Annotated in this window: 20 protein-coding genes; 7 read left to right on the top strand and 13 right to left on the bottom strand. The window is 53.7% G+C overall.

Features of this window, described 5'->3' with window-relative positions; translation table 11 throughout:
- Positions 1 to 32: 32 nt before the first annotated feature.
- The 8 genes from AC6RNO_RS29095 to AC6RNO_RS29060 all read right to left on the bottom strand — a co-directional run bounded on the left by AC6RNO_RS29095 (position 33) and on the right by AC6RNO_RS29060 (position 8,809).
- Positions 33 to 1,022 carry a dipeptide ABC transporter ATP-binding protein gene (locus AC6RNO_RS29095; protein ID WP_497107621.1) on the bottom strand — a complete coding sequence of 330 codons (990 nt, stop codon included), beginning with the start codon at positions 1,020 to 1,022 and terminating at the stop codon, positions 33 to 35.
- Positions 1,019 to 1,996, bottom strand: coding sequence for an oligopeptide/dipeptide ABC transporter ATP-binding protein (locus AC6RNO_RS29090; RefSeq protein WP_497107620.1), 978 nt, complete (start codon positions 1,994 to 1,996; stop codon positions 1,019 to 1,021). The genes AC6RNO_RS29095 and AC6RNO_RS29090 overlap by 4 nt, the downstream gene beginning before the upstream one ends.
- 25 nt (positions 1,997 to 2,021) lie before the next feature.
- Positions 2,022 to 2,918: an ABC transporter permease subunit gene (locus tag AC6RNO_RS29085; protein WP_497107652.1), complete on the bottom strand. Its 897-nt coding sequence runs from the start codon at positions 2,916 to 2,918 to the stop codon at positions 2,022 to 2,024.
- Positions 2,919 to 2,968: 50 nt separating this feature from the next.
- Positions 2,969 to 3,886 (bottom strand): ABC transporter permease subunit, encoded by a 918-nt coding sequence (locus tag AC6RNO_RS29080; protein WP_497107619.1) that lies wholly within the window; start codon positions 3,884 to 3,886, stop codon positions 2,969 to 2,971.
- Between the two features lie 87 nt (positions 3,887 to 3,973).
- Positions 3,974 to 5,530 (bottom strand): ABC transporter substrate-binding protein, encoded by a 1,557-nt coding sequence (locus AC6RNO_RS29075; RefSeq protein ID WP_497107618.1) that lies wholly within the window; start codon positions 5,528 to 5,530, stop codon positions 3,974 to 3,976.
- A 27-nt stretch (positions 5,531 to 5,557) separates the two neighbouring features.
- A complete protein-coding gene (locus tag AC6RNO_RS29070; RefSeq protein WP_497107617.1) occupies positions 5,558 to 6,754 on the bottom strand; it encodes an amidohydrolase in 1,197 nt (398 codons plus the stop codon).
- Positions 6,755 to 6,865: 111 nt separating this feature from the next.
- A complete protein-coding gene (locus AC6RNO_RS29065) occupies positions 6,866 to 7,597 on the bottom strand; it encodes an FCD domain-containing protein (RefSeq protein ID WP_497107616.1) in 732 nt (243 codons plus the stop codon).
- Between the two features lie 996 nt (positions 7,598 to 8,593).
- Positions 8,594 to 8,809 carry a hypothetical protein gene (locus AC6RNO_RS29060; protein ID WP_474685459.1) on the bottom strand — a complete coding sequence of 72 codons (216 nt, stop codon included), beginning with the start codon at positions 8,807 to 8,809 and terminating at the stop codon, positions 8,594 to 8,596.
- A gap of 331 nt (positions 8,810 to 9,140) precedes the next feature.
- On the opposite strand from AC6RNO_RS29060, the gene AC6RNO_RS29055 reads away from it, so the two are divergent.
- Complete coding sequence (locus AC6RNO_RS29055; protein WP_497107615.1) at positions 9,141 to 9,923, top strand: methyltransferase domain-containing protein; 783 nt, start codon at positions 9,141 to 9,143, stop codon at positions 9,921 to 9,923.
- A gap of 61 nt (positions 9,924 to 9,984) precedes the next feature.
- Here the strand turns inward: AC6RNO_RS29055 and AC6RNO_RS29050 are convergent, their stop codons facing one another.
- Positions 9,985 to 10,665, bottom strand: coding sequence for a DUF6022 family protein (locus AC6RNO_RS29050; RefSeq protein ID WP_488437420.1), 681 nt, complete (start codon positions 10,663 to 10,665; stop codon positions 9,985 to 9,987).
- A gap of 109 nt (positions 10,666 to 10,774) precedes the next feature.
- Between AC6RNO_RS29050 and AC6RNO_RS29045 the strand changes: the two genes are divergently transcribed.
- The 5 genes from AC6RNO_RS29045 to AC6RNO_RS29025 all read left to right on the top strand — a co-directional run bounded on the left by AC6RNO_RS29045 (position 10,775) and on the right by AC6RNO_RS29025 (position 15,524).
- A complete protein-coding gene (locus tag AC6RNO_RS29045) occupies positions 10,775 to 11,491 on the top strand; it encodes a TetR/AcrR family transcriptional regulator C-terminal domain-containing protein (RefSeq protein ID WP_488437421.1) in 717 nt (238 codons plus the stop codon).
- A 99-nt stretch (positions 11,492 to 11,590) separates the two neighbouring features.
- A complete protein-coding gene (locus tag AC6RNO_RS29040) occupies positions 11,591 to 12,163 on the top strand; it encodes an NUDIX domain-containing protein (RefSeq protein ID WP_474685455.1) in 573 nt (190 codons plus the stop codon).
- Positions 12,164 to 12,951: 788 nt separating this feature from the next.
- A complete protein-coding gene (locus AC6RNO_RS29035; RefSeq protein WP_497107614.1) occupies positions 12,952 to 13,563 on the top strand; it encodes a TetR/AcrR family transcriptional regulator C-terminal ligand-binding domain-containing protein in 612 nt (203 codons plus the stop codon).
- A gap of 157 nt (positions 13,564 to 13,720) precedes the next feature.
- Complete coding sequence (locus AC6RNO_RS29030; RefSeq protein WP_474685453.1) at positions 13,721 to 14,962, top strand: FAD-dependent monooxygenase; 1,242 nt, start codon at positions 13,721 to 13,723, stop codon at positions 14,960 to 14,962.
- Positions 14,963 to 15,176: 214 nt separating this feature from the next.
- Positions 15,177 to 15,524 carry a hypothetical protein gene (locus AC6RNO_RS29025; protein ID WP_497107613.1) on the top strand — a complete coding sequence of 116 codons (348 nt, stop codon included), beginning with the start codon at positions 15,177 to 15,179 and terminating at the stop codon, positions 15,522 to 15,524.
- A gap of 411 nt (positions 15,525 to 15,935) precedes the next feature.
- On the opposite strand, the gene AC6RNO_RS29020 is transcribed toward AC6RNO_RS29025, so the two are convergent.
- Genes AC6RNO_RS29020 through AC6RNO_RS29010 form a run of 3 tightly spaced genes read right to left on the bottom strand, consistent with a single transcriptional unit; the run spans position 15,936 to position 18,268 of the window.
- Positions 15,936 to 17,009 (bottom strand): hypothetical protein, encoded by a 1,074-nt coding sequence (locus tag AC6RNO_RS29020; protein WP_497107612.1) that lies wholly within the window; start codon positions 17,007 to 17,009, stop codon positions 15,936 to 15,938.
- Positions 16,999 to 17,883 carry an ABC transporter ATP-binding protein gene (locus AC6RNO_RS29015; RefSeq protein WP_488437425.1) on the bottom strand — a complete coding sequence of 295 codons (885 nt, stop codon included), beginning with the start codon at positions 17,881 to 17,883 and terminating at the stop codon, positions 16,999 to 17,001. Before AC6RNO_RS29015 ends, AC6RNO_RS29020 begins: the two co-directional genes overlap by 11 nt.
- Positions 17,858 to 18,268 carry a GntR family transcriptional regulator gene (locus AC6RNO_RS29010; protein ID WP_474685449.1) on the bottom strand — a complete coding sequence of 137 codons (411 nt, stop codon included), beginning with the start codon at positions 18,266 to 18,268 and terminating at the stop codon, positions 17,858 to 17,860. Before AC6RNO_RS29010 ends, AC6RNO_RS29015 begins: the two co-directional genes overlap by 26 nt.
- A 169-nt stretch (positions 18,269 to 18,437) precedes the next feature.
- Here AC6RNO_RS29010 and AC6RNO_RS29005 point away from each other — a divergent pair, with 169 nt between their 5' ends.
- A complete protein-coding gene (locus AC6RNO_RS29005) occupies positions 18,438 to 18,863 on the top strand; it encodes a DUF1284 domain-containing protein (RefSeq protein ID WP_497107611.1) in 426 nt (141 codons plus the stop codon).
- A gap of 133 nt (positions 18,864 to 18,996) precedes the next feature.
- Here the strand turns inward: AC6RNO_RS29005 and AC6RNO_RS29000 are convergent, their stop codons facing one another.
- The gene (locus AC6RNO_RS29000; RefSeq protein ID WP_497107610.1) at positions 18,997 to 19,641 is read right to left on the bottom strand and encodes an SOS response-associated peptidase family protein; all 645 of its coding nucleotides are present in this window, start codon (positions 19,639 to 19,641) and stop codon (positions 18,997 to 18,999) included.
- Between the last annotated feature and the right edge of the window lie 99 nt (positions 19,642 to 19,740).

The raw sequence follows: 19,740 nt of genomic DNA, 5'->3' as shown, positions 1-19,740 counted from the left end.
TATCCTCACAGCTCCTTATTTGTGCAGATGGGTTACTCGCCGTTTAACGGGTGGTGACAGGCGACGGAATGAGCGCCGCCTTCCAGCGACGGTGCTTGCTGCCGGCACAAATCGCTGGCGTACGGGCAGCGGGGATGGAACGCGCAGCCCTGCGGCGGATTGGCCGGATTGGGCAGCTCGCCGGTGAGCAAAACGCGCTTCTTGCGCAGCGTCGGATCGGGAACCGGAACCGCGGAAAGCAGCGCTTCCGTGTACGGATGGCGCGGCTTTGCAAACAAATCGTCGCGGTCGGCCAACTCCACGATCCGGCCCAAGTACATGACGGCGATGCGGTCGCTGATATGTTTCACGGACGGCAAGCCGTGCGCGATGAAAATGTAAGTCAGCTGAAACTGCTTTTGCAGCTTTTTCAGCAGGTTGAGAATTTGCGCCTGGATCGAGACGTCGAGCGCCGATACGGGCTCGTCGCAGACGATCAGCTTCGGCTTCAGGGCGAGCGCCCTGGCAATGCCGATGCGCTGCCGCTGGCCGCCGCTGAATTCGTGCGGATGGCGGTCGATGTGGTATGCGCCGAGCCCGACGGTTTCGAGCAGCTCGATAACCATGTCCCGCAGCTCCCGGCCTTTGGCGATATGGTGCACTTTGAGCGGTTCGGCGACAAGGTCGAACACCCGCATCCGCGGATTTAGCGAGGCGAAAGGGTCCTGGAACACGATTTGTAAATCCCGCCGGACGTGCCGGATTTCCGACTCGTTCAGTTCGCCCAGCTGTCGGCCGTCAAACCGGATTTCTCCTGCGGTAGGCTCCAGCAGTTGGGCGATCATTTGCCCCATCGTCGATTTGCCGCACCCGGATTCGCCTACGATGCCGAGCGTCTCACCCGGATGCACGTCGAAAGTGAGCCCGTCCACAGCGCGGACGTATCCCGTCTTTTTGAAGAAAATGCCCTGCTTGAGCGGGAAATATTTTTTTAGCCCGTTTACGCTAAGCAGCGGCAAGCTCCGTTCTTTGGCTTCGCTCATGACGACACCTCCTCGGCGCGCAGGCATCTGACTAGGTGCCCGTCTTTTTTGAGTTCCAGCTCCGGCTTGACGGCCGAGCACCGGCTGTCGGCGTACGGACAGCGCGGATGGAAGGCGCAGCCGCTCGGCATGTGCAGCAGGTTCGGCACCATGCCGGGAATCGAATCTAGCTCATCCTTTTGTTCGTTCAATTTGGGCAGCGAGCCGAGGAGACCGATCGTATACGGATGCCCGGGATGCGCGAACAGGTCATATACGGAAGCTTCTTCGACGATTTCGCCGGCGTACATGACCGCCACCCGGTCCGCCATCTCCGCGACGACGCCGAGATCGTGCGTAATGAGGATGACGCCGGTGTTTTGCTCTTTGCTTAACGTAGCGATCAGCTCTAAAATTTGCGCCTGAATCGTTACGTCCAGCGCGGTGGTCGGCTCGTCGGCGATCAGCAGCTTCGGACGGCAGGCGAGCGCCATGGCGATCATGACTCTTTGCCGCATGCCTCCGGATAGCTGATGCGGGAAGCTGGCGGCCACTTTGGCGGCATTGGCGATGCCGACGCGCTCAAGAAGCTCGACGCTTCTCCGCCGAGCTTCCTGCTTGCTCGCGCGCTGATGCTGCCGGATCACTTCGCCAACCTGATTGCCTATCGTAAAAACCGGGTTCAAGGAAGTCATCGGCTCCTGAAAAATCATCGAAATTTCGCTGCCGCGCAGCTTGCGCATCTCCTGGCGCGACAGCTTGAGCAAATCGCGCCCTTCAAAGCGGATTTCGCCGCCGACGATTTCTCCCGGCGAAGCGACGAGCCGCATGATCGACAGGGAAGTGACGCTTTTGCCGCAGCCGGATTCCCCTACGATAGCCAAAGTTTCGCCGGGCGCGACGGAGAAGCTTACGCCGTTAACGGACGGCACGACGCCTTCGTCGGTCATAAAATACGTTTTCAGCCCTTTCACTTCGAGCAAGCTCGTTGTCATACTCGGTTCCCCCCGCTTCGTAATGTTATTCTTTCGTCTTCATGCGAGGGTCCAGCACGTCCCGCAGCCAGTCGCCCAAAAAGATGACGCCCAGTACGGTGACCGTAATCGCCAATCCCGGGAACGTGGCCACCCACCAACTGGTTGCCAAATACTGCCGGCCATCGCTTAACATGCCTCCCCAAGACACGGTCGGAGGCTTGATACCGAGACCGAGAAAGCTTAGCGAGGCTTCCATAATAATCGTCGTCGCGACGCTCATGGTAGAAATGATAATGAAAGAAGAGAGCACATTAGGCAAAATATGGGTGAAAATAATTCTAAAATCTTTCGCGCCCACCGCTTTGGCCGCTCTCACGAAATCCCGCTCTTTCACGCTCAGCACTTCGCCGCGGACGACCCTGGCGTAAGAGACCCAGTTCGTAACTCCGATGACGAAGATGAGCGTTCCGAGCCCGGGCCCCAGCACGGCCAGCACGACGAGCATGAACAGAATGGAAGGGATTGCCATGAATGAGTCGGCCACCCGCATGATGACCGTATTCATCCATCTGCCGTAATAACCCGCAATCAGCCCCAGCACGGCGCCGATCGCTCCGGACACGACGACGGCGCAGATGCCGACGATCAGCGATACCTGCGAACCGTACACGATGCGGCTCCATATGTCTCTGCCGAGATTGTCCGTCCCGAGAATATGATCCGCGGTTCCCCGCTCCAGCCACATCGGGGGCAGCAATCTTTGCATCGGATTCACTTTGGCGGGATCGTGCGTCGCCAGCACAGGCGCCAGCAGCGCGACGAGGCATACGGCGGCGACCAGCACGGCGCCTACGGTGCCGGTTTTGCTTTTGAGCAGAAGCTTTAACCAATGCTTGATCCGCCCGGATTTGGCGCGGTCTTTCGAATGATCTGGCGGCAAGCTTCCGGGCTGCGTTTCCGCTGACAAGGCCAAGGCGCTTCCCCCTTTCGCTAGTTGTATTTAATACGAGGGTCCAGAAAGCGGTAAACCAGATCCGTCGCCAGATTGCCGAGGATGACGATGATGGCGATAATAAAAACCGCCGCCTGTACGATCGCCATATCGTGCGTGTTCACCGCAGAAACGAGCAGCTGCCCGAGCCCGGGCCAGGAAAAGACCGTTTCCGTAATCAGCGTGCCGCCGATCAAGCTCGTAAATTGCAGGCTCATGATGGTCACTACCGGAATCAGGCCGTTGCGGAAAGCGTGCTTGCAGATGACGATCATTTCCAGCAGACCTTTGCTTCGGGCGGTTCGAATGTACTCCTGATTCAAAATTTCCAGCATGCTGGAGCGGATGAGGCGCGTCATCTGAGCGGCGACGCCGGCTCCCAAAGTAACGGCAGGCAGAACCAAATGCCCGAACCCGCCTCTTCCCGACACAGGGAACACGCCCAGCATGACGGAGAACAGCAGGATGAGCATAATGCCCGTCCAAAAGTTAGGCATCGCTTTGCCCAGCACGGAGATGCCGGAAATGAACAAGTCAAGGAACGTATTGCGCTTGATCGCAGAAATGATGCCGAGCGGCACGGCCATAGCCGTTGCGATCACCATGGCCGCAAGCGCCAGCTCGAAGCTGGCCGGCAAGCGCTCCAGCACCAGCGGCAGCGCCGGCTGGCCGTAGTGAAAGGACCTGCCGAACTCGCCGTGCAGCACGCTGTTTAAAAACAAGCCGAATTGAACGTATAAAGGCTGGTCAAGTCCGAGCGCTTTGGACAACACCGCGCGGTCTTCCTCCGTAGCCGTCTCCGGCAGCATCAGAGACACGGGATCTCCTGTGACGTGCACGAGAATGAAGACGATCGTCGAGATCAAAAAAAGCACGGGAACCATTTGCAGCAGCGACTTGACGATATATTTACCCAAGGACAGCGCCTCCCTCCCAAATGGTCATCCTAAACGCAAAGGGAGGAACATAAGGCTGATCCTCCCTTTTCATGCGGTGCAATCCGGTTATTTCTTAGGTGTAACGTCTTCGGCAAAATACATTTCATCCAGTCTCGGCGTGTAATCGACTTTGGAGCCGATGCCGTAGATGCCTTTCATTTGGTACAGGTAAATGGTCGGTCTGTCGACGGCTAATATTTGCTGCACTTTTTGGAATTGTTTTTCCCGGTCTTCGGGACTCATGTTCTTATCGGCAGCCTGCAGCAATTGCTCGACTTCAGGGTTGTTGTAATCCGTCTCACCCTTGGCATTGGCGAATTTAAACCGGTTGTAGTTGTTCGACGCGTCAAACAGCGAGTTGCCGACGCCGAGCAGGAACAGCTCGTTGAATTTTTTGGAATTCAATTTTTCGCTGAATTTGCTTGCTTCCAAAATTTCCAGATTCACCTTAAAGCCGGCTTCCGTCAGCATGGCGGCGGTCATTTCGGCAATTTCCTTATATACGACGGAGGAGGAGAAAGTAACTTCAGGTCCGCCGTTCGCATAACCGGCTTCTTTTAGCAGCGCTTTGGCGCGGTCCAAATCGTATACATATTGGTTGTACAAGCTCGGATCAGCGCCGAAATTGCCCGGCGTAACGGAGGTTCTTGTAGGAATGCCCGCACCGCCTGCAACGCTGTCGATGATCGCCTTGTTGTTAATGGCCAGATCCACGGCTTCGCGAACTTTCGGATCGGCGGTTACAGTGCCGGGCGTCGTCCGCATGATGATATGCAGCACCCTTTGGATCGTAGCCTGGGCCACTTTATTGCCGGAGCCTTCGATGCGTTTGATGTCCGTCGCAGGCACGCCTGCTGCGATATCGACGCCGCCCGCGATCAGTTCGGATACCCGGGTGGAAGCTTCGGGAATCGAGCGGAAAACGACTTTGTCCCATTTCGGCGCTCCGCCGAAATAGTCGGCGTTTTTGACCAGCTCGATGCGGTCGTCTTTCGTCCATTTGCTGAATTTGTACGGGCCGGTGCCGACCGGTTCTTTCAGGAATGCGTCGACGCCTTTTTCCTGAATATATTTGGACGGCAGCATATCGGCGCCCATGCGGGACAAGCGGTTCAGCATCAGCGGATCGGGTTCCGTTGTAATGATATCGACGGTATAATCGTCAACGATTTTGACTTCTTTAAAGTTTTTGTAGTAAGTGTTCTGCTTGAGCTTGCCGTCCTTGGCGACGCGCTCCAGGGAAAATTTCACGTCGGCGGCAGTGAACGGATCGCCGTTATGGAATTTGACGCCTTGACGCAGCTTGAATCTCCAAGTGGTGTCATCGACTTTTTCCCAGGAAGTGGCCAGTGAGGGGACTTTCTTTTGCGAGCTGTCGTTCTTGATCAAATAATCGAACACGTTGACCAGGACGGCCTCGCTCTGCGTGTTGTTGTTATTGTGCGCGTCAAAGCTCTCGATGTCGGTGCTGTTGGCGATGGTCAAAACTTGTCCGCCCGAGCTTGCCGAAGCTTTCGGCGATGCGTCGGCGGCGCCTTCTTTGCCTGCTCCCGTGCTGCAGCCGGTTACGGCGAGCATGGCGGCCAGAACGGCGGTTAACCCTTTTGCGTAAAAACGTTTCAAATGAAACGACCTCCCTTTCGGTGCTGTTTATTTGGCTTGCGTTGAATCCGCGAGGTACGAAAGCGCTAAGGCCGAAAGCATGGCGACTCCGTAAGGGAGCGCGTTTTCGTCCAGATCGAATTTGGGGTGATGCAGGGGATAGCCGGTGTATTCCTGATCGTTGCTGACACCCAGACGGAAAAACACGCTCGGCACGGCTTCGGAATAAAAAGCGAAATCTTCTCCGCCGGTCGAAGGGTTGACGTACGTCCACTTTTTACCGCCTAGCACCTGCTCGCTCGTTCGGGTCATAAAATCGACCATATCGTCGTTGTTGATGACCATCGGGTAGCCCATATTGAACTTCAGCTCGTACTCGGCGCCGAAGGACTGGGTTACGCCGCGGACGATGTTCTCGACGAGACCGGGCATTTGCTTGCGCAGCGCCGGATTTAGCGTCCGGATCGTCCCGGTCATTTCAACTTCCGGGGCGATGGCTGTGCCCATATAGCCGCCTTGAATTTTGCCGATCGTGACGACGACCGTGTCGAGCGGATCGACCAGGCGGCTTGCGATGTGCTGCAAGGCGGAAATGACCTGGGCGGCAACGGTGATGGAATCGACCGCTTCGTGAGGCCGGGCGGCATGTCCGCCTTTGCCGATGATTTTGATGTACAGGCTGTCGGCCGAGGCAAAAGCGACGCCTTTGGTTACGGACAGGGAGCCCGTCGGCAAAGCCGGGAAGACGTGGAGCCCGGCCATCGCATCCACTTTCGGATTGTCGAGCGCTCCGTCGTCCATCATCGCTTTGGCGCCCGCAAGCCCTTCCTCGGCCGGTTGAAAGATGAACTTAATGTTGCCGCGTTTCGGCTTGCCGAGACCGGCGAGAAGCTGGGCGGCGCCCATCAGCATGCTGGTATGGGCGTCATGTCCGCACAGATGCCCTTTGCCGGGCACCTGCGAGCAGTAAGGCGCGGTCTTCTGATCTTGAATCGGCAGCGCGTCCATATCGGCCCGCAGTCCGATCGTAGGTCCGGGTTCCTCGCCTCTGAGCAGCCCGATGACGCCGGTTTTGCCGACGTTGCGCTGCACCTCAAGGCCCAGGCTCGCCAAATGGTCGGCGACGATGCCGGAAGTGCGGAACTCCTCGTAACCCGTCTCCGGATGCTGATGAAAATCCCTCCGCCATGCGACGACCTGTTCTTTTAAATTTCCCGCCAAATCAACCAACTTATCAAGCTCCACAACAACTACCTCCCGAATGATGCTCGTTCTATGATTGCTTATGCAGTACATAGGAGTCTGTCCGATGACGCCGGTGGAAAAAGGCTCCGCCGGACAGGCTCACAGCACGACTTACGGCGCCGTATCGCCGAACACTCTGGCATAAATGGCGGACGCCGTATTGTCGATGTGCTGCTTCATAATGTCCCGTGCTTTCGTTCCGTCGCCCGCCTGAAGCGCTTCGAGCAGCACGGTGTGCTTGTCGTAGCTGGCGAGCTTCACGCTCGGGCTGTAAGGCATCAGATCGAGCGCAGGATTAATTTTGGTGCGGATTTGCCGGACCGCCCGTTCGAAATAAACGTTGCCCGACGCTTTGGCGATCAACAGATGGAATTTGACGTCGAGCGAGCGAAACATTTCGCGTTCGCAATCTTCTTCCATGCTTTTCTCGACGTAGCCCCGCAGTTGGCCGATGTCGCCGGGGGCGATCCGCTCCGCTGCCAGGCGGGCCGCTTCGGGCTCGATGATCGAGCGGAACTCGAACACCTTCAGCATCCGGTCCCAGCTCTTCCGAATCTCGGCGCGGTTGCGGCGGTGCGAGTTCATCGTCAGCGGAAGGACGAACGTCCCGCCTTTGGCGCCGAGCCGTTTTTCGATGAGCCCGTTCGCTTCCAACTGGGACAAGGCTTCCCGGACCGCCAGCCGGCTGGCATTGAACATGGAGGCCAGCTCCCTTTCCGTAGGCAGCTGCTCCTCCGACAAAAACTCTTTCAAAATAATCGCTTCTTCCAACTGCTCCAAAATAAAATCGCTGACCTTTTTAGGCGACACCTTTTGGAATTGCAGCGTATCCGTCGACTGCATCCGACCCCTCCGCTATCAGTGAAATAATACATTAAGGTCCAAACCTTAAACCATTAAAAAAGCCAAAAAAAAGAGGGACTTCCTTATGAAGAAATTATAAAGGATCGAAAAAAATAGTGTCAACATATTTCACACGAATAAAAGCTGACGAATAGAGCTGCCAGCTGAAGCCAAAGGGCGCAACCAACTTTTGAAATAAAAATGAAGTGGTGATGTTACATTATATCACTTAAATCTCACGTTGGTATGATGGATTCCTTGCGGCTCCAAGAGGCTGCATTGCAGTTTGAAAGAGCAGGAATTCGAATTGTATCCTCATTAAAACATAATAAATCCTATGAGTCAACTATGGATTTAAGCCGATTGGCAGACCGGAGCTGCAGACTTCTCCGTACGTGACGGCAGGCCGAGTCTCTCGGCGCAGGGATTCGCGTGCGTTGGGGCTTGTCCGGCCGCCCCGCCTGCTTCCATTGCTATCGATGCATGACACGTAAAGACGGCGGCTTTCAACTGGGAGTTCAATTCCCCTGTTGGAAAAACCACGCCAGGCCGCCCCGCGCGCAGCTCCCAGCGCACGGTGTTGCGCTGCATGACGGCGGTCGGTTGACCAGATAGCTACAATCCTTCTGGCGGTGGCGGTGGCGGTGCGAAGAAAACCTGCAAAAATACAGGAATTTGCGCCTCGATACGTTGGATACGAAGAATTCCTGCAATTGTGCAGTTTTTTCGCTACGCATAGGGGCTCTGGCCCATTTTCGCTGAAAATTCCTGCACTTTCGCAGGCTTTTCGCCAAAATGAACCATTCCAGCAGGAAAAACCTGTACTTTTGCAGGTTTTTCCCTGTCAACCCGCCTCATGACAGTCTGCCATGCAGCGGCAATCAGCTCTAGGACAGACGCGAGCTGGAGAGCAAGGCTGCATGAGACGCCTCCCCCAGTTCCGCCAGCCCTAATAGTGCGCCGTCACTTTCTCGGGGAGCCTGACGGATCAGGAGTTCATTTCCTCTCAACTTCTGACCAGACAAGATAAAACAATCCCAGAATCAAAGAAAAATACATAACAGTGTGGAAAGTTGTTCCAATGATATCCAAAGAAATCTGGTAATTTTCAATTCGCCCGCCAGATGCAATTATTGCAGCCAGTGCGTAGGGGAGAATATACAAAAAAATAGCAACGATACAAAATAAAGCGCCAACGCCTCTTTTAGACAAATTTGTTCACCTCTTCTCGCATACGTGTAAAAGCAGCTCAAAGGTTGGATTTGCTCAGCCTAAGGCCGCGCTCTAATGCCTGCCATTCTTCCGATTCGCTGTACCGTCCATTGACACAAATATACCTCTGATTTATCTATAGATCCAGTAAAATATGGGAATAATTGAGTGTGGTTTTGTGTCAGATGGTAACGGAGGTATCTGCTGTGCAGTGAGTTTGTTCTATTTCTTTTTGCATGAAGGAGTGGTAAAATGAAATTGTTAGTTTCGTCTAATGCAATGTGGTTTCGTCTAATGAAATGATGGTATTCCATTTGGAGGTGCATAATTAATGAAAAATGATGATCGCCTCATCAAGCAGAATGTTCAGGATCAATTTGGCAAGCATGCCGAAAAATATGTAGCGAGCGAGAGCCATGCCAAGGGCGATGACCTCGATTTGGCCGTGGAATGGCTATCCCCGCAGCCCGACTGGCAGGTGCTCGATATCGCCACCGGCGGCGGCCATACGGCCAAAAAGCTTTCCGGCCATGTCAGGCAGGTCGTCGCCTCGGATTTGACGCTGCCGATGCTGGAGGCCGCTGCAGGCCATCTCCGGCGCGAACAGTGCGGCAATGTCCTGTTCGTGGAGGCGGACGCCGAAAAGCTGCCGTTCCTGGCGGACACTTTCGACGCGGTGACCTGCCGGATTGCGGCGCATCATTTTCCGAATCCGCATCTTTTCCTGCGCGAGGCGGCCCGTGTTCTGAAGCCGGGCGGCAGGCTGCTGCTCATCGACAACGTCGCTCCCGACGACCCGGCTTACGGGGCGTATATGAACGAATTCGAACGGCTGCGCGACACCAGTCATGTGCGCTGTCTACCCGTTCGGGAGTGGGAAGAACTGGCCGGGGAAGCGGGGCTCCGCGTCGAAAACTCCGTGCTAAGCCGCAAAAGGCACGCCTTCCCGGCCTGGGTAAGACGAACCGCGGCAACCGAGCAGCAGGCAGCGGAAGTTGAGCGCTATATTTGCGGCGCCGATCCGGCGGTGCAGAACTATTTTGCCGTCCGGGTGGAGGAGGGCCGGCTCGCCTCGCTGGAGATCGACGAGTGGCGCGCGCTGCTGCGCAAATAATCGCCGGAGCGGCTGCGCTATCGCGTGGCTGCGGCCTTGCTCGGCGACGCGATATTTCGCGTCACGCCGGGCATGGCCGCTTGAAAAAGGCGATGACATGGCCGTCTTTGGGCACGACGGAAACGAGCTCCCAGCCGTACCGGCCCCAATGGGACAGCGAGTCGTCCAGTGTCCAGCTGTACATGTGCCCGTCGGCTGCGGCGTGCAGGCAATCCGAGATTGCGATATCCGTCGCGTATGCCCAACGGACGTCTCGGGCAGGAGCGGCGTCCGGATGCGGCAGCCGCTCTTCTTTCACATCCCACCTGATGCGGGTAGCGGCATTTGAAAGCGCGGATACGATTTGTTCCGTTTCCGTAACTTCCAGAGCGAACAGGCGGGGAGCCCGGGGGAGATGAAACGTCGTGTGCGAATGATACACTTGCAAAACCATCGTACCGAGCGGGATACCGTCTCCGCTTTTGACGATATACCAAATGCACCGTTCCCTTTCTTCGGGAGGCCCCCAATTTTCCACGGAGTCTTTCCGATTAAAGCCGCTTTTCACGAGATAACCTTCCGCAGCCAAGTATTCAAAGACCGGCGCCATAAATTGCTGAATCCACACGCCGTATGCCCGGTCCCCATGTTCTTCGAACATCCGCATTAATTCCTCTTTCTTTTCCTCGTAAACCGCCCGCCATGAGACGGATAAAATTTTCCCCGCGCTGCGGATAAGGGTGGTAAATGAAGTTTCGGTCATAATATGCAGCTCCTTTTTTTGATTTTAATTTAACGATGTTAAATTGTAATTTAATACCGTTAGATTAATATGGTGTGCTATAATTGTCAAGAAAAACTGGAGGGTGATTATGGCTAGAAGGCGAATTCATCAACCGGCGGCCGAACTGCACGAGGGGCAGACAGAGCCGCTGCATACGCCTCTCGACGGTCAACGGATCGTGAAGGCGGTCTTGAACATGCTGCAGGCCGAAGGACTGGATCGGCTGAGTATGCGGAAAATCGCCGATTCCCTCGGAGTTAAAGCGGCGGCCCTCTATTATCACGTAAAAGACAAGGAGCAGCTGCTCCATTTGTTAGCGGAGCAAATAAGCGCCGAAGCCGAATTCCCGGATGCGGAACTGGCTTGGCAAGAGCAGGCCCGGCAGTGGGCGCTGAATTTTCGCCGGACGCTTCACCGGTACAGAGACGCTGTCCGCATCATGGGCGCGACGATTGCAGCGAGTCCCAGCCGACTGGCGCATATCGAATTTTTGTTCCGCTTATTGGCCGAATCCGGGTTCAGGGACCCGCATATTCCGTGGCTGGCATCCATGCTGAAAAACTACGTGCTAGGTTTTGTGGACGAGGAGAGCCGCTTAACCGGCCGCGCCGAGAGGGAACATATGGATATGGATGAACTGGGCAAAGCCCAATCCGAACGGTTTCAGGCGCTTCCCAAGGAGCACTATCCCCATATCGCCCGGCTGGCTTCGTATACAACGGCCGTAGACTGGGATAACGAATTTTTATTCGGAATCGACGTCCTCCTGGCCGGATTCGAAACCAAACGATCGCCACAAGAGTGAAGTGAGAACTGACAAAGAGAGTACGTAGCACAAGAGTATAAGGAACATGAGGGGCATAAGGTTCAGGGGTAACACACCTGAGAATTGGAGAGGTAATTTATGGAGATCAACTATTGTATGTCATGCGGGACTGCTTTGGAAACCCGGGAAATCGGCGGCGCTGCAAGAAGAGCTTGTCCGGCGTGCAGCTTCGTGCACTGGGGAAATTACAGCGTTGGCGTCGGTGCATTGGTGGTAAAAGAAGGCAAAGTGCTGCTCGTGCGCAGAGCCCAGGAGCCGGGGCTGGGAAGATGGACGAATCCTGGAGGATACATCGAGCAGATGGAGCTTATTCACGATACAATTCAAAGAGAAGTGCTGGAAGAAGCGGGCGTAGAAGCGGTTGTGAAACGGGTGGTTGCAGTGCGCGATCTTCCAAGAAGCATTCATAACCTGTACATCGCTTTCGAAATGGAATACATCGGCGGAGAGCCTGTACCGGACAACGTGGAAGTCGATGCGGCGGGATTTTACAGCCTCGATGAAATGGCATCGATGCCTGTGGCCGATTTTACCCGCTGGCTCGTCGATGTGGCGCTGAACGCGAACGCGGCGGGCCTGACCGTGGACGAGCACCCGATCGTTCCGATGAACGGCTACGGGCTGTACAGAGTCCCGGCCGGAGGCAGGTAGCAGCAGTCGCCGCTGCACTTCTCCGGGAGCTCCTACTCCTGATCGCGAAAAGTGTACGGAACGACGTTTCGGAAACCATCGCAAAAGATGCTCGCCAATAGGAGCAGGGGCCAGCCGGTAACACGCGGAAAACCAGCGAAAATCAGAAGTGGCGGGCAAGAAGAACCGGAGGGGGCCTATTTCGGCGCATCCGTTTTCCAAAGCGCGTCTCTCCCACACGGGGTGCGGCGCTACACAGCGAGGAGCCTAAGACGGCTTGACAAGCCAGTCCGGGGAAAAAGCCTGCAAAAGTGCAGGAATTTCCTGCGAAAATGGTTCGTTTTGGTGAAAAGCTTGCACTATTCAGGCTCTTGAGAACCCCCTTTTTTTCTGGATGCTCAAAAAAAGCACCAAAAGTATGAGCTAAAAAATAATAAGAAAAACCAATGCTACCAAGGAAAGCGCAAGGCTGATTTTTTCGGAAGTAGCTTTTTTATCGGGTTCATACGCGCCTCACCGCTTTATACCCCAAACCACGCACCGTCACGATCTCGAAGTCGGGGTTCAAAAATGTTTAGTTTATGCCATTATCCTTGCTAGTTATCACACGTGAACCCGCCGAAACTTGGATGATCATGCATAGATCTCGGGGGGAACTCCATCGAATAATTGCTACATTTGGAGATCGCTCATATTTAAGAAAATCCGAAAGGAGTTGCTGTAGTTGCAGAGAATCTCATCTAAACTGAGGCTGAATTTCAGGTGTGAGGTTGTGATAATAAAACTTAGAAGGGACGTACCAAAAGATAATGGACGAGAATAACGATAGAAAGCAGAACAAGGGTACACGGCGTCGAGGTGACATTTTGGAGAATGCAATTCTGCAGGCAGCATGGGATGAATGGAAAGAGGTAGGCTATACTACTTTAACTATGGAGGCAGTCGCTATACGGGCGAAAACGAACAAGAACGCACTGTACCGTCGTTGGCCCAATAAAACGCAGCTTGTGGTTGCGGCTATTACCAAACTGATTCCCAAGCCCTCCCTTGAGGATCCGAACACAGGAGATTTGCGTGAAGATGTTATAATACTGCTGAATCGGATTGCAGAAATTTTGCAAATCATTGGATCGGAAACGATACATGGTATTATGGTCGACTACCACGGCAAGGATATTATCGCTTATCTACCTCAGCTTATTGGTAACAAAACCGAGGATCAGTTGACGATGCTGATAAGGACTATTTTAAATAACGCGGAGAAGCGTGGAGAAGTTAGCCTGAAAGGAATAAGTGAAAGGATCCTTTCACTGCCGGCCGATTTGCTCCGATACGAAGTGTTCACCACTCATGAGGCGCTGACTGAACAGATCATTACAGAAATCGTGGATGACATTTTTTTGCCACTTGTCCGAATTTGACAGTCCAAGTTTGACAGTATGTTAATTAGCCGCATTCCAACGGTATGGAATGTGGCTTTTTGTTATGAAAAAATAAATTTATTGCACATCCTAAGTCAATAGGTTATCCTTGGAATAAGGAACTAATAGTACCTTATTTGAAGGAGGAAGAATCTTAATGACAAACGCTAAGAAAAGTAAAGCTAAGAAAGTATTGATCTCAGGTGCAAGCATCGCCGGGCCGACTCTTGCCTACTGGCTTAGTGAGTATGGCTTCGATGTAACTATTGTTGAACTTGCCGAAACAGTCCGTACTGGTGGATACCCAATCGATATCCGAGGAACGGCAATTGATGTGGTCGAGAAGATGGGAATACTCCCACAACTCCAAGCAGCTCACAGTCAGTCAAAGAAGTTTACTTTTCTCAAACCGGATAGCAGCATTGCAGCCATCATGAAGCCGGAGGAGCTTACCGGCGGAGAGGAAGAGCGGGATCTCGAAGTGCCGCGAGGCAAGTTGTCGGAAGCAATATTCGAACTAACGAAGAATCAACCGGTTCGATACATGTTCAATGATTCCATTGCTACTCTGAATGACATCAATGATGGAGTAGATGTTACATTTAAGAGCGGTCATAGCGAAAGATTCGATCTTGTTATCGGTGCAGATGGTATACACTCCAAAACGCGCCGTCTTGTATTCGGGGAAGAGGAGCAGTTTACTCGATATCTTGGATATTGTTTTAACGTATTCACCATTCCGAATGAACTGGGCCTGTCCTATGAGATTATCTCCTATGCCACACCAGGGCTGTATACCGCATTGTTGGCCTACCGAGACAGTGAAACGCTTTTTGCTTTTCTGGCGTTCGCATTAGAAAAGCCTCCTTTTTCTGGGAGGCCGGATCCTGGCCAACAACGCAAGTTGACCGCAGAAAAATTTGCCGATAGTGGCTGGGAAGTTCCTCGACTTGTAAAGGCGATGACGGAAGCTGAGGATATGTATTTTGATATAGTCAGTCAGATTCGAATGCCCCGATGGTCGAAGGGCAGAGTGGTGCTGACAGGTGACTCTGCCTTTGCTCCGTCCTTTTTAACCGGACAGGGAACAAGTCTCGCATTGGTTGGCGCTTATATTCTGGCTGGAGAAATCGCTTCACATGAAAAACATGAACAAGCCTTTTCTGCTTATGAAAAATTAATGCGGCCTTTTGCTGAAGCGAACCAGGCTTTGGCCGATAAAGGTGCGGCAGTCCTTTTTCCTCGTACCAGTAAGGAGCTGGAATTCCGTAATCAGATGCTCGCCACTTTACAATCTTCTGACTCAGAAAGCCTGTCTGTTGATGAGTCGAAAGAAGTGTATAGTTCGATTAAATTGCCGGATTACAATTCGAAACAGAGGTTAAATGACAACATTTAGCGCGGAAAAACGGCGTTTTGGAAAAAGGTGAAGTTTTGTTCGGGCAAGACTCACAAGGCTAGCAGGAAAGTTAATGCGAGCCAATTTGGGATTTTGATCATTAAAAAATACATTCTCTTTTCCTTAGTAACTCCACAACATCGCTCTATCCTCGCGGTGCCGGCGCACTGATCCCTGAAGCATCATTCTATTTCTACAAGCCTTTTGCGGATGTTTGAACGAATTTGTGACATTGAAGGCCTGGCTTTTGCTGCGAAACGGCCATAATCATCTACTTTGGGAGCTCTTCCCAAGTCAAATGCAAATGGTTGCTTTTGCAGGTTTTCCTCGCGCAGCTAGGCAAAGGAAGTGGCTCTTGCGTGTGATTTCGCAAAAGGTGGCCTATTTCGGCGCATCTGCTTTTTGCCAATGCGCACGGGTTGCGGCGCTGCACAGCAGGGAGCCTAAGACGGCTTGGCAAGCCAGGCCGGGGAAAAAGCCTGCAAAAGTGCAGGAATTCCTGCGAAAATGGTCCGTTTTGGCGAAAAGCCTGCAAAAGTACAGGAATTTTCGTTGGAAATGAATCTGAGCGCGTGTACTCGGTGAAAAGACTGCACTTTTGCAGGAATTGTTCGCAGCAAGCGAATCAACGAGTAAAAACCTGCACTTTTGCAGGTTTTCCTCGCGCAGCTAGGCAGGGGAGTGACTTTTGCGTGTGGTTTCGCAAAACGCAGCGGACCTGAATTAGCTTCATTCTGTGGAGTGACGCTCACGGCGCCACGGGGGTTTCTGCAGATTTATCCGGCCACAGACTATGGATTGGCGCCGTTCGCCGCGCGTCTCGGGCCGTTCGCGCCACCTCGGCACCGTCACGCCGCGACGTTCCTGCGTCGCGTCTGCCTCGCCGTTCGCGCCGTCCCGGCACCGTCGCGCCGCAGCAGCTGCCCCGGCGCAGTCGCGCTGCGGCGTCCCCCTCGTGTGGGACGCCTTTGTTTTATTTCCGTCCGAGCACGAGCCGGACTCCCATTAGTTTGCGCACGATCAGCCAAGCGATGGCGGTAAAAAGAATGCCGCCTGCGTAAAGGCTGAATATGTACCCCGCCAGGTTGGGATTGTCTTCGTACCTGTTGCTGAACATCGTCGTTCCCAGCAGAAAGGCGCACACGATGACGCTTGCTTTGAAATAAGGGATGAGCTGAGGGTACAGCAGCATTTTGCCGTTATTTTCATTTGTCGATTTGCCGGAAGTTTTAACGATCAACAGCAGACTTGCCGCGATCACAACGAGAGACGTATATATGCTCCCGTACCCGGTATAGACCTCATGGGCAACGGCGGTGCCTTGATTCATCTCTCTCATCACGTAATCGGTGATTTTGATCATACGCATGGGAAAGGAAATGATGCCAAAAAAATCGTACAGGTAAGGATTCGTCACAAAATGACGCCCTGTGAACACCCAATAGTGCTTGTCTGCGAAATCCTCCAAAAGCTGGTACACGACCCCGGGGACGAAAAGGCCTATAAAGCCGATCGCAAATTGGGAAACTACGCTGGCGCCGATCAGTCCGACAAACAGGCTGAAGGTGAAAACGCCGATCATCGTGAACAGCTCATGGATCTGGTAGTACATAAGCACGCTGTCTTTCAGGTAATCTTTCAAAACGGTATTATGTAAAATGAAAAAATTGAGTCCCGAGCTGACGGCTACTGCCGCTGTGATATGCGCCGCTCCAAGCCACCAGTTGGATAAAAACAGGTCAATCCGGCGCACGGGCCAGGAGAACGAGTATTCCAGACCTTGATTCGATCTGCCGAATCCGATCATGAGCACGGCGATGGCTGCGCAAATACAAATTTGAAGCAGCGTTTCATTCGAAAGATTAGGGGAAAAATGGTATTCGAACCCACCGGATTTCCCTGATTTTTTCCAATAGTCGAGCATGCTCTGCAAGTTTTGTGCATGATCGAACAATTTATAGGAAGTGAACAGCGTCATCAGCCAGAATGCCCAAATCGCAAATTTGGCCTGCTTGTAGTTTCTGAACAAAAGCGCTTTATGAAACACGCGAATCTCCTCCCAGCACCGTTACGAAAATATCCTCCAATTTCATCGGCAATTCTTCCAGCAGCACGGGATTCGTTGCCTGAAGCTGCTTCAGCGTTTCCTCCGGCCGCTCTTTGAGCAAAAGAGTCATCACACGGCCGATCTGTCCGATCAGCTCGATACCCTTAACTTCGGCGAGATGTTCCAGCGCGCCTGTGCCGTAGGCGACCTGCACTTTTTTATACTGCTGTTTCACATCGTCGGTGCTGATGCACATCTCCAGCCGCCCGCCTTTCATCAGAAGCAGCGAATCCGCGATCTTTTCCAATTCCTCCAGCTGATGCGTCGAAATGAGCAGAGATAGCTCGCGCTCCGCCACTTCCTCCAGCAAAGTTTGCATAATTTGCTTTTTCACGACGACATCCAGTCCGTTGGTCGGTTCGTCCAAAACGATGAGGCGGGCGCCGCTGCATATCGCCAAAAGAATGAACAGCAGCGCTTTCATCCCCCGCGAGAAGCTGCGCAAGGATTGCCGGGGCGGCAGGCTGAATTGCCGGATGAACGTGACCATTTTCAGGTCGTCGAACTCCGGGTACAGCTTTTGATGCAGCTTGACGATCTCGCTTACCGAGTAGCTGTTGAACATGCCTGTATGGTCGGGCACAAAATAAATATGAGTGCGAACCGCATGTTCGCGGGCGACGGCGCGGCCGTCGAACAGCACTTCTCCTTCGTCGGGGTCGAGAATGCCGACGATCGTTTTCAGCAGCGTCGTTTTGCCGACGCCGTTGCGTCCGAGCAGACCGGCGATGGAGCCGGCCTTCAGCTCAAAGCCGATGTTCTCCAGAACAAGCCGCCCGTCGATGCGTTTACTCAGATTTTGCACGGTTAACATGCTTTGCACCTCCAAGTTCCTCCCAATACTGTTCGATCCACTGGATCAGTGTTTCACGGTTTACGCCCGCGTATGACGATTCCACGACGAGCAGCTTTAAAGCCTTTTGGATTTCATTCATTTTGTCTCGGTCTCCTTTTGCCGGGAGCGCATCGACGACGAACGTCCCTTTGCCTCTTCGCGTTTCGATAACATGCTGCCGCTCCAGCTCCTGATAAGCTTTGCTCACCGTATTCGGATTGATCACCAGCGCGGCGGAAAGCTCGCGTACGGACAACAGCTTGTCGCCCCGCTGAATGGCGCCTTGCAGAATGCGTTCTTTGATCTGCTGGACAATTTGTTCCCAGATCGGAGTGGGGCTCCGTTCATCCAAATGAAGATACATGCAGCTCCTCCTTTCGAATGTACCAAGTGTACTAGTTGATATGATACACATAATACATGTTGATACGGAAAAATGTCAAGCCTTCCGCATCTGTTTTTGTGCTATCATCTACATGAAGACATACACGAAGTCATACACGAAGGCCAATCAGTTGAAGGAGAACCATCCGATGCATATAAAGCTTCGAGGACACCATTTGCTTTGCTTGCTGGGTTACAGGGGGATGGGCTATTCCCCGTATTTTTGCGTCAATATGACAAAAATTTACGAGACGCTGCGGAGCCGCCCGGAGACGAGGATTGCGATCGTGGAGGGGCCCGACGAGATTTGCGCCGCCTTTCCGAGCGATGAGCAGAGGCCGCACTGCGAGGATCTAAGCGTGTACCGGAAGGATGCCGCCGTTCTGGAGATGCTCGGTCTGCAAACGGGCTTCGAATGGAGCTGGGAGGAAATTCTCGGTAAAATAGCGGCGGAATTCGTACCGAAGGACATCAGCGTCGTATGCGCGACCTGTCCCTGGGAGCCGTACGGGGTCTGCGCGGAAGGCGTCCGTCTTGTCACGCGGGGCGAGGAGCTGCCGCCGCTTAAGCAATAAAGCCGGTGCAAGAATCCGCCAAGCGGTTCTTTTCCCGGCTTTATTACGTGCATGCGTCCGCCCGCAGGGGCGGCCAAACGGGCATGAGGGACCAACGGACAGGTGAACGGCCCGGCGGAGGCAGGACAGACTTTCAGGCAAGCACGCCGACGTCCGTATTCGTTTCGAGCTTTTCCTGCGGGGAAGCGAGGCGGTTCGCCACCATCCTCAGTTCCTCCATGGGACGGAGCATCTTATGGAGGGAGTGGGCGTCTTTCACGGCCGGCTGGAGCCAGGCGTCGACATCGTCCGCTTCCAGAATAGCCGGCATCCGGCCCATATAAGGGGCCACGAGCGAATTGGCCTCCGTCATCAGCATCGTGCAGGTGCGCAGCTCTTCGCCCGACGGGGAGCGCCACACATCGTACAAGCCGGCGATGCCGAAAGTGCCGCTGCGCATTTTGAACCTGTGCCACTGCGTCCGCTTGCCCTCCGTCCGGCTTATATAGAAGCCGCTGCACGGAATGACGCAGCGCTGCTTGCGGACGATGCGCTCGAACGCATCGCTGCGAAAAATCGAATCGCGGTCGCCGCACACCGCGTCTCTGGCCCAGAACGGCATGAGCCCCCATCTGAATTCGTCGAGCAGCCGCTCGGACTTGCGGTTCGTTACGATGGCGGACAGCGACTGGGTCGGCTTGATTTCGTAACGGTTGGAGCTGTACGACAGCAGACGGTCAATGCGGAATTGCGCGACAACCTCCGAGACGTCTGCGAGCATCGATATCGATGTGCACATAGTTAAGACCACCTTTTATGATTTTGGCTATTATTTGCCTAAACGACCAAAATCATGTACAGGCGGAAAAAAAGTACAGACGGAAAAAACAAAAACCGC

Source organism: Paenibacillus sp. sgz302190 (assembly GCF_059820445.1).
Note: the sequence above shows the minus strand (reverse complement) of the source record. Positions and strands in the feature narration are given on the sequence as shown.

Excerpts from the sequence above, each read along its gene's own strand:
- AC6RNO_RS29095 (WP_497107621.1), bottom strand. The coding sequence starts at position 1,022 with ATGAGCGAAGCCAAAGAACGGAGCTTGCCGCTGCTTAGCGTAAACGGG.
- AC6RNO_RS29090 (WP_497107620.1), bottom strand. The coding sequence starts at position 1,996 with ATGACAACGAGCTTGCTCGAAGTGAAAGGGCTGAAAACGTATTTTATG.
- AC6RNO_RS29065 (WP_497107616.1), bottom strand. The coding sequence starts at position 7,597 with ATGCAGTCGACGGATACGCTGCAATTCCAAAAGGTGTCGCCTAAAAAG.
- AC6RNO_RS29055 (WP_497107615.1), top strand. The coding sequence starts at position 9,141 with ATGAAAAATGATGATCGCCTCATCAAGCAGAATGTTCAGGATCAATTT.
- AC6RNO_RS29050 (WP_488437420.1), bottom strand. The coding sequence starts at position 10,665 with ATGACCGAAACTTCATTTACCACCCTTATCCGCAGCGCGGGGAAAATT.
- AC6RNO_RS29045 (WP_488437421.1), top strand. The coding sequence starts at position 10,775 with ATGGCTAGAAGGCGAATTCATCAACCGGCGGCCGAACTGCACGAGGGG.
- AC6RNO_RS29040 (WP_474685455.1), top strand. The coding sequence starts at position 11,591 with ATGGAGATCAACTATTGTATGTCATGCGGGACTGCTTTGGAAACCCGG.
- AC6RNO_RS29035 (WP_497107614.1), top strand. The coding sequence starts at position 12,952 with ATGGACGAGAATAACGATAGAAAGCAGAACAAGGGTACACGGCGTCGA.
- AC6RNO_RS29030 (WP_474685453.1), top strand. The coding sequence starts at position 13,721 with ATGACAAACGCTAAGAAAAGTAAAGCTAAGAAAGTATTGATCTCAGGT.
- AC6RNO_RS29015 (WP_488437425.1), bottom strand. The coding sequence starts at position 17,883 with ATGTTAACCGTGCAAAATCTGAGTAAACGCATCGACGGGCGGCTTGTT.
- AC6RNO_RS29010 (WP_474685449.1), bottom strand. The coding sequence starts at position 18,268 with ATGTATCTTCATTTGGATGAACGGAGCCCCACTCCGATCTGGGAACAA.
- AC6RNO_RS29005 (WP_497107611.1), top strand. The coding sequence starts at position 18,438 with ATGCATATAAAGCTTCGAGGACACCATTTGCTTTGCTTGCTGGGTTAC.
- AC6RNO_RS29000 (WP_497107610.1), bottom strand. The coding sequence starts at position 19,641 with ATGTGCACATCGATATCGATGCTCGCAGACGTCTCGGAGGTTGTCGCG.